This window comes from Bartonella sp. TT119HLJHH, from assembly GCF_042193385.1.
In the GTDB taxonomy this organism is placed as follows: domain Bacteria; phylum Pseudomonadota; class Alphaproteobacteria; order Rhizobiales; family Rhizobiaceae; genus Bartonella.
In genome coordinates, this window is the sequence record NZ_JBHILS010000007.1 from 71,176 (window position 1) to 84,914 (window position 13,739).

Annotated in this window: 10 protein-coding genes; 3 read left to right on the forward strand and 7 right to left on the reverse strand. The window is 36.5% G+C overall.

Features of this window, described 5'->3' with window-relative positions; translation table 11 throughout:
* The 4 genes from sufD to ACFIJL_RS05360 all read right to left on the reverse strand — a co-directional run bounded on the left by sufD (nucleotide 1) and on the right by ACFIJL_RS05360 (nucleotide 5,018).
* Nucleotides 1–1,263 carry a Fe-S cluster assembly protein SufD gene (gene sufD / locus ACFIJL_RS05345; protein ID WP_375623237.1) on the reverse strand — a complete coding sequence of 421 codons (1,263 nt, stop codon included), beginning with the start codon at nucleotides 1,261–1,263 and terminating at the stop codon, nucleotides 1–3.
* 11 nt (nucleotides 1,264–1,274) lie between these two features.
* On the reverse strand, nucleotides 1,275–2,030 hold the full coding sequence (gene sufC, locus ACFIJL_RS05350) for a Fe-S cluster assembly ATPase SufC (protein WP_375623289.1): 756 nt from the start codon (nucleotides 2,028–2,030) through the stop codon (nucleotides 1,275–1,277).
* A 161-nt stretch (nucleotides 2,031–2,191) separates the two neighbouring features.
* The gene (gene sufB, locus ACFIJL_RS05355; protein WP_375623239.1) at nucleotides 2,192–3,703 is read right to left on the reverse strand and encodes a Fe-S cluster assembly protein SufB; all 1,512 of its coding nucleotides are present in this window, start codon (nucleotides 3,701–3,703) and stop codon (nucleotides 2,192–2,194) included.
* A gap of 139 nt (nucleotides 3,704–3,842) precedes the next feature.
* Nucleotides 3,843–5,018, reverse strand: a complete 1,176-nt coding sequence (locus tag ACFIJL_RS05360) for a cysteine desulfurase family protein (RefSeq protein WP_375623241.1) — start codon at nucleotides 5,016–5,018, stop codon at nucleotides 3,843–3,845.
* Nucleotides 5,019–5,178: 160 nt separating this feature from the next.
* On the opposite strand from ACFIJL_RS05360, the gene ACFIJL_RS05365 reads away from it, so the two are divergent.
* The 3 genes from ACFIJL_RS05365 (at nucleotide 5,179) to ACFIJL_RS05375 (ending at nucleotide 8,092) form a co-directional block, all read left to right on the forward strand.
* Entirely contained in the window at nucleotides 5,179–5,859 is a 681-nt protein-coding gene (locus ACFIJL_RS05365; RefSeq protein WP_273791258.1) for an alpha/beta hydrolase, read from the forward strand.
* Nucleotides 5,860–6,169: 310 nt separating this feature from the next.
* Entirely contained in the window at nucleotides 6,170–7,423 is a 1,254-nt protein-coding gene (tyrS, locus tag ACFIJL_RS05370; RefSeq protein ID WP_375623243.1) for a tyrosine--tRNA ligase, read from the forward strand.
* Nucleotides 7,424–7,606: 183 nt separating this feature from the next.
* Nucleotides 7,607–8,092, forward strand: coding sequence for a peroxiredoxin (locus ACFIJL_RS05375; protein WP_273791260.1), 486 nt, complete (start codon nucleotides 7,607–7,609; stop codon nucleotides 8,090–8,092).
* Between the two features lie 339 nt (nucleotides 8,093–8,431).
* On the opposite strand, the gene prfB is transcribed toward ACFIJL_RS05375, so the two are convergent.
* The 3 genes from prfB to ACFIJL_RS05390 all read right to left on the reverse strand — a co-directional run bounded on the left by prfB (nucleotide 8,432) and on the right by ACFIJL_RS05390 (nucleotide 13,596).
* Nucleotides 8,432–9,560, reverse strand: a protein-coding gene (gene prfB, locus ACFIJL_RS05380) for a peptide chain release factor 2 (RefSeq protein ID WP_375623246.1) whose coding sequence is annotated in 2 segments (ribosomal slippage) — nucleotides 8,432–9,490 and nucleotides 9,492–9,560 — 1,128 coding nt in all. Because the reading frame shifts where the segments join, the coding sequence is not laid out codon by codon here.
* 171 nt (nucleotides 9,561–9,731) lie between these two features.
* A complete protein-coding gene (locus tag ACFIJL_RS05385) occupies nucleotides 9,732–12,197 on the reverse strand; it encodes a penicillin-binding protein 1A (RefSeq protein WP_375623248.1) in 2,466 nt (821 codons plus the stop codon).
* A gap of 169 nt (nucleotides 12,198–12,366) precedes the next feature.
* Nucleotides 12,367–13,596, reverse strand: a complete 1,230-nt coding sequence (locus ACFIJL_RS05390) for an N-acetylmuramoyl-L-alanine amidase (RefSeq protein ID WP_375623250.1) — start codon at nucleotides 13,594–13,596, stop codon at nucleotides 12,367–12,369.
* Between the last annotated feature and the right edge of the window lie 143 nt (nucleotides 13,597–13,739).

Here is a 13,739-nt window from a genome sequence, read left to right on the forward strand (position 1 = left end):
TTAAACATTTTTTTCAAGCCATTTACCAATGATATTCTCTAAAACAGTTTGAATATGATCTTGCTTGATGTCATCAATAAGTTCAGAGATAAATCCTTTAATCAAAAGTGCACGAGCCGTTTTAAATGGAATACCGCGCGCCATGAGATAAAAAAGATAATCATGATTAATATTAGCAACTGTTGCACCATGACCGCATGCAACATCATCAGCAAAAATCTCTAATTCAGGTTTTGCATTAAATTCTGCCTTATCTGAAAGGATAAGGCTATTACAGGCCATACGTGCATCTGTTTTTTGCGCTTTTTGAGCAACACGTATTATCCCTTGAAAAACACCTACAGCCTTATCTGCAACCACATTGCGTATAATTTCCGTTGAGGTTGATCTTTCGTCAAGGTGACAAACAGTCATTGTAAGATCACTATGTGTTTGCCCTGATAATAAATTTATAACGCGTAATTGAAAATCAGATTCTTCTCCCTGTAACTTAACATCGACTTCCTGGCGATTTAGTTGACTCCCTATATTAATGACATAAAGTGATAATTTCGCTCCTTGATCAAGAATAGCACGAAATTGACCAAACTGTGTAGAATTAAAATCACGATTGCGAATAAGAATCCACGTAACATCACTCTCAGCAGCAATATTTAATGAAAATATTGAACTGACAAAGGTATCTTTATCATTGCCAACCTGATGTTCAATAAACACAACCTGACTATTTTTATCAACTTTTATATCAGAAAAAATATGAGATTGTCCGCCCATTTGTATATTTTGTAGTTCAATGGGTATATTTAACTTTGTATTTTCAGGAATGTGAAAAAGCCAACCATCCGTAACAAAAGCTGTATTTAACTGTCCAATAAAATCCTCATCAGAAATGTTTTGACTTATCTGTACAGAATTATCTTCTAATGCTTCTGAAAGGCGTTTTACTGTAATATTGTCTACCTTGGACTGTGTCGATGTTTTTCCATTGTTCATAGAAAAAACAGCGCTTTCTGAAAGTAATGCCTCAACCGATTGATTGTCTTGGACTTTTGAAAAATTACTAACAGACTTTAGTAATGTGCGCAGATTGGTATAGTGCCAACTTTCGATTTTACGGGAAGGAAGCCGTGTCGTTTGAAATCGTTCAATAGCTTTCTTGCGAATTTCCTGCACGGCTTTATTACCAGGTAAGTCGTTTGCATACTGATTGAAATTATTGAGTATATCTTCTTCAACCGCTAATAAGTTTTGCTGTGCATTCATATTTAATAACCTCAAACCGCTTCTTTGATAAGATCAGCATAACCATTTTGCTCTAAATAAAGCGCCAAGGATTTGTCTCCGCTTTTGATAATTCGTCCTTTATAAAGAACATGTACCGTATCAGGAATAATATAATTAAGCAGCCGTTGATAATGGGTAATCACCAAAAATGAACGTTTTGAATCCCGAAGTTTATTAACACCATCTGCAACAATTTTTAATGCATCAATATCTAAACCAGAATCTGTCTCATCTAAAATGCAAAGTTTAGGTTCAAGAAGTGCCATTTGTAAAATTTCAGCGCGTTTTTTTTCCCCACCTGAAAAACCTACATTTAATGGACGCTTTAGCATATCCATATCTATTTCAAGTTTGGCTGAAACTTCTTTAACACATTTTATAAATTCAGGAATTTTAAGTTCTTCGCCACCTCGCGCTTTGCGTTGAGAATTCATCGCAACTTTTAAAAATTCCATTGTTGCTACCCCTGGTATTTCCATTGGATATTGAAATGCAAGAAAAACACCATATGCAGCACGTTCTGCTGGATCCATTTCTAAAAGTGATTGTCCATTATAGAGAATATCTCCTTCTGTTATTTCATAATCATCACGACCAGCAAGCAAATAAGATAAAGTTGATTTTCCGGCTCCATTTTGTCCCATGATAGCGGCAACTTCTCCATCTTGGACTGTCAAGTTTAAACCACGAATAATTTCTGTATCGGTTTCAGCAATACGGGCGTGCAAATTTTTGATCTCTAACATCATTTAATCCTGTTTTGGCTGTTTTTTCAGATACCAATGCTGTGTTCTTTCGCCTTAGCATCCATCTACTTTTGTAATTACCATAGAGGTCATTTTTAGCATTATGTGCTACCGTTACAGCCTTTTTACATAAAGTCTTCTATTTATCTCATTAAATAAAATTATCCAACACTACCTTCAAGGCTAATACTAATAAGCTTTTGTGCTTCGACAGCAAATTCCATGGGAAGTTTTTGAATGACCTCTTTTACAAAACCATTTACAATTAATGCGATAGCTTCTTCTTCGGGAATTCCTCTTTGCATAACATAAAAAAGTTGGTCATCGGAAATTTTGGATGTTGTGGCTTCATGTTCAAACTGAGCTGTTGCATTTTTTGCTTCAATATAAGGAACTGTATGCGCACCACATTCATTCCCGATTAATAAACTATCACATTGCGTAAAGTTACGAGCATTTTGTGCTTTTCGATGCGCCGTGACTTGTCCTCGATACGTGTTATTTGAAAAACCAGCAGAAATACCTTTGGAAATAATACGACTGGATGTATTTTTTCCTAAATGAATCATTTTTGTACCGGAATCAATTTGTTGATGACCGTTTGCAACAGCAATAGAATAAAACTCTCCACGCGCATTCTCACCACGCAGTAAGCAGGATGGGTATTTCCAAGTAATCGCAGAACCGGTCTCAACTTGTGTCCATGAAATCTTAGAGTTATCACCTCGACAATCTCCACGCTTCGTCACAAAATTATAAATACCACCCTTTCCATCTTTATCGCCAGGATACCAGTTTTGTACTGTAGAATATTTAATCTCTGCATTTTCAAGGGCAATAAGCTCAACAACAGCAGCATGGAGTTGGTTTTCATCACGTTGGGGTGCTGTGCACCCTTCAAGATAAGAAACATAGGAATCCTCAGCTGCAATAATTAATGTTCGTTCAAACTGACCTGTATTGCGTTCATTAATCCTAAAATAAGTTGAAAGCTCCATAGGACAACGAATTCCTTTGGGAATATAAACAAATGAACCATCTGTAAAGACAGCTGCATTTAAGGCAGCATAATAATTATCACTTATAGGTACAACTGTTCCTAAATACTCTTTAATAAGCTCAGGATGCTCAATAATGGCCTCTGAAATAGAGCAAAAAATCACACCAGCACGTGCCAATTCTTTTTTAAATGTTGTCACAACAGAAACAGAATCAAAGACCGCATCAACAGCTACCTGCCCCGATACAGACATACTGTCATCAAAAGTGGAGGGATCAGACTGTTTTCTTACTCCTGCCAAAATCTCTTGTTCTTTAAGGGGAATGCCAAGTTTTTCGTACGTTGCTAATAACTCAGGATCCACTTCATCCAAAGATTTTGGTCCTGTATGATTTTTGGGAGCAGCATAATAATAAAGCTCCTGAAAATCAATTTTAGGATATTCAAGACGCGCCCAATGAGGCTCTTGCATTGTCAGCCAACGGCGGTACGCTTTTAAGCGCCATGTTAACATCCATTCAGGCTCATGTTTTTTAGCGGAAATAAATTTTATAATATCCTCATTTAAGCCTTTTGGAGCTTTATCGGTTTCAATATTGGTTTCAAAACCATATTTATATTGGTCAACATCTATTTCACGGACTTGGCGTATTGTTTCTTGTACTGCCGGCATCAATTTTCTCCATTTTTGGCGTCAAAAACCGGTAACTAAAAGTCTTATTTTTTACAAAATTAAAGTAAGCAAATTATTTCCTAGGCTATAGGTAAAGTGCAAAAATTTCAATCAAAGTTATTTTATCTTTAAAATAATTCTAATTTTTATAACTTTCTGATGATAAATCTTCCTCTTTTTTTCTGCTTATAATTTGAGAAAAAAACAATAGAAAATCATCTATATCTTCAGAAGTTGTATCACGTCCTATTGAAATGCGAATAGCACCATTTGGAACATGATATCCCATTGCCTCCAAAACTCTGCTTTGTTTTACTTTTCCAGAAGAACAAGCAGAGCCAGCTGATACAGAAAACCCTTCTAAATCAAAAGCAATTTGCATCGTTTCAGCTTTTATATTTTTCACGGTAAAGTAAGTTGTATTTGGCAAACGTTGAACTCTTTTGCCAAAAATCTCAACATTTTTACTTATTTTTTGTAGTCCATCTTCTAATTTATTGCGTAAATATATTAACTGTTTTATTTCCTCCTGTGTGAAGCAATCAGTCATTGCTGCCCCAAAAGCAGCAATAAGGGGCAATGCTTCTGTTCCTCCACGGAGACCTTTTTCTTGTCCTCCCCCAATAATAAGAGGGTGTGGCATGAGAAGATTACCACATGAAACAAAAGCACCGATTCCTTTAGGACCGCCAACTTTATGTGCAGACAATATAAAAAAGTCTCCTCCTAGCTGATGAATGTCCACAAAATTTTTATCTACATATTGTGTCAAATCAACTATAAGAGTGCCTCCTAAATCCCGAACAATAGCAGCGATTTCTGTTAATGGTTGAATAACACCCGTTTCACTATTTGCAGCTTGAATAGCAACAAGAGGTAAACCTTTTGTTTTATCGTGAACCGTTAAGAGTGATGTTAATTTATCTTGTTGTATGAGCCCATCTTTATCAACAGCAATGACGCTTATCAACTCTTTAGAAAAACGTCCTCCCTCTGCCACAGAGGGATGTTCAGTCGCTCCAAGGTAAAGACGAGAAAATTTAACTTTTGCATTCCCCATATTGTAAAAGGGTGTTAACAAAGTCATTGCTGCTTCACTCGCACCAGAGGTGAATACCACGTGATCTGGATCTGTTTTAAGATGTTCAGCGATTTGCCGACGGGACTTTTGCAACAAAGTTTTAGCGGCACGCCCTTCTTTATGAACCGATGATGGATTACCAAATATCTCTAAAGACTCTAGCAACGCTATCCGTGCCACTTTTTTGAGCGGTGTTGTTGCATTATAATCAAAATATCGGCGTTTTATAACCATTTTACATCGCAATCATTAATCTTATGAATTGATTAAAAAAATAGCGCAATCTTCTTGAAAAGTGCACTAAAAAAAGAATATCTAATAATTATTTAAGAGATTCTATGGTAAAAGTCGACCAAGGTCAATGAGAGCCTTTTATTGCATTAAGGAGCATTTTATGCCAGAAATTATTTTTAACGGTCCCGCGGGTCGGCTCGAAGGGCGTTATCAACCTTCACAACAAAAAAATGCACCCATTGCGATCATTTTGCATCCTCATCCCCAATTTGGTGGAACTATGAATCATAAAATTGTCTATGACCTCTTTTATATGTTCCAACAACGTGGCTTTACAACTTTACGTTTTAACTTTCGTGGTATTGGTCGCAGTCAGGGTGAATTTGATTATGGAATAGGAGAACTTTCAGATGCTGCTGCTGCTCTCGATTGGGTGCAAACACAACATCCAGATTCTAAAAATTGTTGGGTAGCTGGATATTCATTTGGAGCATGGATTGGTATGCAGCTCTTAATGCGCCGACCGGAAATTGAGGGCTTTATCTCAGTTGCTCCTCAGCCTAATGTTTATGACTTTTCATTTCTTGCCCCTTGTCCTTCCTCTGGGCTTATCATTCATGGCGGTATCGATAAAGTTTCCCCTCCAAAAGATGTTCAAATACTTGTCGATAAATTAAAAACACAAAAAGGTATCATCATCACACAAGAAATATTGGAAGAGGCTAATCACTTTTTCAGTGGATGTCATGAAGAGCTTATTGAGCGATGTGCCCACTATTTGGATAACCATATCTCCAATGAACTTCTCGCTCCTCCTCCTGAAATACTTTCACTAACTTAGGAAAATACGATAGATTTATAAAAAATTAGCAAAAGTCGTTTCTGATCATAACAAAGTAATTTTTTCCGTTTGCATTTAAAATTTTTCTAAATTTTATTTCAGGATAGAAATGAGAATAACAGCATACCTGTTTTCTATCACTGATAAGTCTCTTTTTTAGCGTAAAAAGGAAATAATACCTGTATTATTATCTTTATGTTACCAATATGTCTCTTTCTCTTGTGAGGTGTGTGTCAGTTATGATAGATAACTCATTATATAATCGCCTATTATATAAAATAATGCACTCTTAAATTAGGAAATTAAATCTGTGTTTGCCTTTAAATCTGATTTTTTACACATTATGAGCGAACGTGGTTTTATCCACCAAATTTCAGATGAAAAAGGCTTAGATGATCTTTTTTCAAAAGAAACTGTAAGCGCTTATACTGGATTTGATCCAACAGCATCGAGTTTACATGCTGGAAGTCTTCTTCAGATTATGATGCTTTATTGGTTACAAAAAACGGGTCATCGCCCCATTGCTTTAATGGGCGGAGGGACCGGATTGATTGGTGATCCTTCTTTCAAAGATGAAGCGCGACGCCTTCTGACACAAGATGATATTGCTGCAAATATTGATGGTATTAAAAAGGTATTTGCTAACTATTTGACATTCGGTGACCGAGAAACCGATGCTTGTATTGTGAATAATGCTGAATGGTTATGCAATTTAAACTACTTAGAATTTTTGCGTGATGTAGGAAAGCATTTTTCTGTCAACCGTATGTTGTCATTTGATTCTGTCAGACTCAGACTTGAGCGTGAGCACTCTTTGTCATTCTTAGAGTTTAATTATATGATTCTGCAAGCTTATGACTTTGTTGAACTTTATAAACGTTATGGATTGCGTATGCAAATGGGGGGCTCTGATCAGTGGGGCAACATTATTAACGGAATCGAATTAGGGCATCGTTTAGGAACACCGCAATTATATGCGTTAACATCACCATTGCTGACAACCTCTTCCGGTGCCAAAATGGGTAAATCATTGAATGGGGCTGTATGGCTAAATGCGGATAAACTTTCACCTTATCAATTTTGGCAATACTGGCGCAATACAGAAGATGCTGATGTTACACGATTTCTAAAGCTCTATACTCCATTGCCAATGGATGAGATTCTCAAACTTTCTCTATTACAAGGGACAGAAATTAACGAAGCAAAAAAAATTCTTGCAACAGAAATTACAGCAATGTTGCATGGACGTGTTCTTGCTGATGCAGCAGCAGAAACAGCTCGCAAGACGTTTGAAGAAAAAACGCTAGGAGAAAATCTTCCAACTGTTGAAATTAATGCCTCAGAATTAAAAAAAGGTGTTGGATTGCTCACTCTTTTAGTACAAGCAGGACTCGCTAGATCTAATAGTGAGGCACGCCGACACGTTCAAGGTGGGGGGGTCCGTGTAAATGATCAAATTATTGATGATGAAACACATCTTATTATTGAAGGGGATGTCAGTGCAGAAGGAACCGTTAAACTTTCTTTTGGTAAGAAAAAACATGTTGTGATGAAACCAGTATAATCTTTTGCTGTTTTGTTTATGTTGTCGACCTTGTTCTTTCAATTCAATTGTTGTGATAGGGCGAGTTTTGTTAGGAAATAAAGGTCTCTTCAAAACAATAATATTCTAGAGAGTTGAATAGTTCTTTTCTTCTGTGTACTCTGATATCTTATACCTGTTACACAAGTAAGAAAGATGAAAATAATGACAAGACCAATGAAAGGTGCTCTTGCTCCTGATTTTAATTTGCCGCGCGATGGAGGAGAGATGGTATGTCTTTCTGACTTTAAAGGAAAGTCTGTTGTTTTATATTTTTATCCAAAAGATGACACCAGTGGTTGCACAAGCGAAGCACTTGATTTCACAAAATTAAAGATGAAATTTGATGAAATCGGTGTTTCTGTTATTGGAATCTCTCCAGATAATGTAAAAAAACATGATAAATTTAAAGTAAAACATGAACTTGATGTCATCTTGGTTTCTGATGAAGAAAAAACAACCCTCGAAGCTTATGGTGTTTGGGTTGAGAAAAGCATGTATGGACGCAAATATATGGGAGTTGAACGGAGCACTTTTTTAATTGATGCAAATGGAATAATAGCAGAAGAATGGCGTAAAGTAAGCGTATCTGGGCACGCTGAAAATGTTTTAGCTACTGCAACACTTTTATATCATAATGGTAACTTGTAAATTGAGTGTTTGATTTGCCTTAAAAAGCAAAAGTTATCCTCCTTAATTGATTTTAGTTTTTCCACGGATTCAATTTTTATAATATATTGATTGATAAGGATAATGAATTGTTTTACATTTATATTAGTCCCCCGAATATCCAAAATTTTTCTTATTTCAGATTCTTCCTATCACTTGCAATATCATAAGCAGAATTGGCGTGTGAGAAAAAAAATGAAGAAAGAAACAAAAAATCCCTCTTTGAACCTTTAAAGTATCAAGGACTATCGTAACATCACAACATCAATAAAATGAACAGCTTAAGAAAAAATCTACATGGCTTGAAGGAAGGATATATAATTAACGAATATCCTCAATTTCTTTGTCTTGTCCATAAATACGCCGTGCGAGTGCTGCCTCTATAAATGCATCTAAATTACCATTAAGTACGGATTGTGGATCCGTATTTTCAATTCCTGTACGCAAATCTTTGACAAGCTGATAGGGTTGAAGAACATAAGATCTAATTTGATGCCCCCATCCAATTTCTGTTTTAGAAGATTCAACAGCATTGGTTTCTTCTTCTCTTTTTTTGAGTTCTTCTTCATAAAGACGTGCACGCAACATCGACCAAGCCGTAGCGCGATTTTTATGCTGAGAACGCTCTGTTTGACATTGAACAACAATACCCGTTTTTATATGTGTGATGCGAACAGCAGAATCTGTTGTGTTAACATGTTGTCCTCCTGCTCCAGATGCACGATATGTATCAATACGCACATCTGCCTCTGAAACATCAACTTCAATATTGTCATCAATAACTGGATAGACCCAAATGCTCGCAAAAGAAGTATGGCGCTTTGCATTCGAATCAAATGGGGAAATCCGCACCAAACGATGAACGCCTGATTCTGTTTTTAATAGTCCATAAGCATTATGCCCTTTTACAAGAATAGTCGCTGACTTTATTCCTGCTTCTTCTCCATCATGAATTTCTAAAATTTCAACCTTCATTTCATGCTGTTCAGCCCATCGCATATACATACGTAAGAGCATAGAAGCCCAATCTTGGCTTTCTGTTCCCCCTGCTCCAGCATGAACTTCTAAATAGCTATCATTCGGATCTGCCTCTCCTGAAAGAAGTACATCAATTTGCCTTTTATCTATCTCATTTTTAAGATTACGTATTGAATTTTCTGCATCAGCGATAATTTCCACATCACTTTCTTCTTCGCCCATCGCAATAAGCTCAATGCATTCTTCAAGTGTTTTTGTAAATGATAAAAGACCATTGATTGAATCATCAAGACGTTGACGCTCACGCATCATATCCTGTGCCCGTTGTGCATCATCCCATAATGATGGATCTTCCGCTTTTTGATTAAGATATTCAAGACGCTTTAGTGATTGATCCCAGTCAAAGATGCCCCCTTAGCAATTGTATTGCTTTCTGGATTTCATCAACTAATGTTTCTATTTCTGCTCGCATAATTTAACACCGTATTTTTAAAAACTCTTTTTGGTTGTGTCTCTTAGCCTTTTATACAAATTTAATAGCTGCTATCAGAAAATGGTACAGTTCTATCACTCTATTTACAGAACCGACATTGTAAAAAAAGAGATAAAAACCATGTCTCATGGCAAAAGGAGATTTTGTCGATTAATACAGCCCACCTGTCCCACTTTCAAGAGCTTTATTGACTTGTGGAGAAGTCGTTACTGCAGGAACACCTTCTTGAAAAGAATTTGTACTTCCAATGACTTGATAGATATCAGCAGGACCAGTCCCTGGTTTAAATGCTTCTATAATGACATCTTGATCTCCTCTTTCGGCAAGCATTCCTGTTTTCCGATTAATTGGCATTAAAATCATACCCTTTGGCATTTTAAAGGGAACATCTGGCTTTCCTTTAAGAGCATCTGCCATAAAATCACCAAAAATAGGAGCAGCTAATGAACTTCCTGTTCCATTATATCCTAACGGAGCTGGTTGATCGTACCCAACAAAAATACCAACGACAATGTCAGGAGTAAATCCCATAAACCAAACATCTTTAGAGTCATTGGTTGTTCCTGTTTTAGCGGCAATATGTCGATTAAGATAACGTAAACGTGCCGCAGTACCACGCTGAACAACCCCTTCCATCATCGATGTAATTTGATAAGCCGTCATAGGGTCAAGAACTTGATCTCTTTCATCAATCAATGTGGGTTCACTTTGATTATTCCATGAATTCGTATTACAATTTTCGCAAATACGATCATCATGACGATAAATTGTCTTCCCATAACGATCTTGAATTCTGTCTATCAGAGAAGGCTTAATAGAGCGTCCGCCATTGGCAATAACGGAATAAGCTGTAACCATCCGTAATACTGTTGTTTCACCAGCCCCTAAAGCCATGGGAAGATAAGGCTGCAATTTATCTACGATCCCAAAACGTTCTGCATATTCAGCGACAAGAGGCATCCCCATATCATTGGCAAGCCGTATTGTCATAAGATTACGAGAACGCTCAATACCATAACGCAATGTTGAAGGTCCTGCAAAGGTACCTCCATAATTTTTGGGTTGCCAAACTTCACCATTATATTGACGAACTTCAATGGGGCCATCTAAAACAACGGATGCTGGTGTATATCCGTTATCAAGAGCTGCTGCATAAACAAAAGGCTTAAAAGCAGATCCCGGTTGGCGATAAGCTTGGGTTGCACGATTGAATTCAGATGCGGCAAAAGAAAATCCTCCCACCATCGCAAGAACGCGCCCTGTATGAGGTTCCATAGCAACAATTGCACCTTCAACCTTTGGAATTTGTTGTAAACGATAAGTGTTGTTTGTATTGGATAGTTTTTCAACAAAAATGACATCCCCGACTTGCAGAACATGAGATAAATTCTGAACAGTTTTTCGATAACCATTTTCTTTTACAATATGGAGTGCCCATTTTGAATCAGCTTCAGATAAAACAGCAATTTCCCGTTTTTTTGATAATATACCTGAAGCTTCGCGCTGTGGTTGTAAACCAATCTCTACTTTGTTGGGATTAGTAGAAAGAACAACAGCTAAACGCCATTCAGGAACATCACTTAGCCCTGTGATATCTGCAAGTTCTGTCCCCCAATCACCTTTCTCATCAATATGCGCATAAGCTCCACGCCATCCTTGCGCATGATCAAATCTAATTAATCCATCGTGCAAAGCACGTCGCGCAATAAGTTGTAAATGCGGATCAAGCGTTGTACGAATGGAAAGCCCACCTTCATAAAGTGTTTTAGCCCCATAGCGATGTATTAAACGACGCCGCACTTCTTCAGTAAAATAATCAGCTGCAAAAACATAGCTATCACTCCCACGGATTGTCGCTCCTAAAGGTTTAGCTTTCGCTTTTTCACCTTGTTCACGCGTTACATATCCATTTGCAATCATCCGGTCTATAACCCAATTACGCCGATCAATAGCACGTTGTGTATTCTTAAATGGATCATAATTTGCTGGTCCTTTTGGAAGAGCAGCCAAATAAGCACATTGTTCTAGCGTCAGATCATTGACGGATTTATTGAAATAAGTCAAAGAAGCAGCTGCTATACCATAAGTGCCACGACCCAGATAAATTTCATTGAGATAAAGCTCGAGAATATGATCTTTTGAATAAGTTTTCTCAATACGCATTGCTAAAATAGCTTCCTTAAATTTACGTTCTAACGTTGTTTCTGAACTTAAAAGGAAGTTTTTAGCGACTTGTTGCGTTATAGTTGATGCACCCTCTGGACGTCTTCCAGAACCAATATTACGAATATTATTGATCAAAGCGCGAGAAAGTCCTTCAGGATCTAAACCAAAATGATGATAAAAGTTTTTGTCTTCAGCCGAAATGAAAGCATTTATAACAAGCTTTGGTATTGATTGAATCGGTAAATAGAGGCGATGTTTTGTTGCAAACTCTGCCATAAGACGGCCATCAGAAGCATGGACGCGGGTCATTACTGGCGGCTCATAAAGTGAAAGAACTTCATAATCAGGGAGTGCATTTGCTTGACCACTGGTCATAACACCCCACGTTATTGCACCACAAAGTCCAACAGCAATACAAAAACGAAGAAGGTATCTTAAAAAAATCATCATAAAAACGGTTATCGCTTTCTTAAGAATTAATTAAAGAAAAAAATACGTTACTTCAAACACACCAAGTGGATATCACCACAAGATTGAGATCAAGAGAAATTGTTTTCTATCTTTTATTTATACTAGGGTACACTAGAAGCCCATATTGATACTCTATTTTCTCACAAATTTAAAGAGGCTGTATCATTTTCTGTCTATAATCAGCAAATTGACGAATAGAATGAGCAATAGAGGCTGCCATTTGTTTTCTCCAATGAGGATCATTTAATAACTTTTCATCCTCTTTATTGGATAAATAACCTATCTCTATCAAGACTGAGGGTATATCTGAAGCTCTTAAAACTTGAAAATTAGCATACCGATGTGGGTTATTAATCAAGTTAATATGATTCTTTGATAAACTTGAAATAACACTATTTGCAAAATTAACCGAAAATGTATGTGTTTCACGTCGTGTAAGATCCATCAAAATATCTGTAACTTCGAGCGTTTCATCTGCAGGCAAACCATCAAGCAAATCAACTTTATTTTCATTTTCAGCTAAAGATTTTGCAATGGCATCAGAGGCTTTATCTGATATGGTATACACTGTGGCACCGCGAAGAGAATGTAGATCAATCGTATCTGCATGAATAGATATAAAAAGATCAGCATCAAACTCTTGCGCTTTTTTAACTCTTTCACTTAGTCTTAAAAAAATATTGGAATCTCGTGTTAAAGAAACGGTAATATGAGAATCCTTTTGTAATTCGTCTCGCAATGCACGCGCAAAGTCTAAAGTCACATCTTTTTCTAAAATTCCAGTAACACCCTGTGCACCACCATCAATACCACCATGACCAGGATCAAGAACAACACGGAAATTATATGCTGGCATTAGCTGTGTTTTTGTATCAAAATTGCTTCTTTGCTGTTTTTTTAATATCTCATCAAATTTTTCTTGTGTACTTTTACGAATATCAATCAGCAACTGCCATAAACCATTATTTAATTTTTTTACGACATTTTTTTCAACCACAAAAGCCGTTTTACTTGTCAAAATAATGCGTGAAGTCTGTATGTCAGAAAAAGCATAACGCACATCTGAAAGCATAATGGATAATGTATTCTGTTTCTTTAAAGGTGTATTTTGCATTGAAAAATCAATTGTAGGTAAATTGATCACCAAACGTGCCGGCCTATCCAAAATCTGTAAACGAACATTTGGTTTTAAATTAAAAACCGCAATAATACGCGTATGAACACTATCACCAATGGTTCTAAAATTAATAAGTCTTAGAGGATCTGCGGCTTGAACACTGGTTTGGAGTAGCAAAAAAGATAATAAAAAGTATGTGATGAACACAATAACATCCCCATAAGCTGTTTTCAGCTTTTTGGTAAAAAAAACTCTTATCATAAGCAAAATACTCTACACTACCTTTGTAATAATTTATCTTGGTTATATAAAATGATACACCAATTTATTCTCTATTTTTCAAGAAAAGCTAAATAAACACCCAAAAACGAAATTAAAGTCATAAAGATATTATAATTATACAT

Excerpts from the sequence above, each read along its gene's own strand:
- sufD (WP_375623237.1), bottom strand. The coding sequence starts at position 1,263 with ATGAATGCACAGCAAAACTTATTAGCGGTTGAAGAAGATATACTCAAT.
- sufC (WP_375623289.1), bottom strand. The coding sequence starts at position 2,030 with ATGTTAGAGATCAAAAATTTGCACGCCCGTATTGCTGAAACCGATACA.
- sufB (WP_375623239.1), bottom strand. The coding sequence starts at position 3,703 with ATGCCGGCAGTACAAGAAACAATACGCCAAGTCCGTGAAATAGATGTT.
- ACFIJL_RS05360 (WP_375623241.1), bottom strand. The coding sequence starts at position 5,018 with ATGGTTATAAAACGCCGATATTTTGATTATAATGCAACAACACCGCTC.
- ACFIJL_RS05365 (WP_273791258.1), top strand. The coding sequence starts at position 5,179 with ATGCCAGAAATTATTTTTAACGGTCCCGCGGGTCGGCTCGAAGGGCGT.
- ACFIJL_RS05375 (WP_273791260.1), top strand. The coding sequence starts at position 7,607 with ATGACAAGACCAATGAAAGGTGCTCTTGCTCCTGATTTTAATTTGCCG.
- ACFIJL_RS05385 (WP_375623248.1), bottom strand. The coding sequence starts at position 12,197 with ATGATGATTTTTTTAAGATACCTTCTTCGTTTTTGTATTGCTGTTGGA.
- ACFIJL_RS05390 (WP_375623250.1), bottom strand. The coding sequence starts at position 13,596 with ATGATAAGAGTTTTTTTTACCAAAAAGCTGAAAACAGCTTATGGGGAT.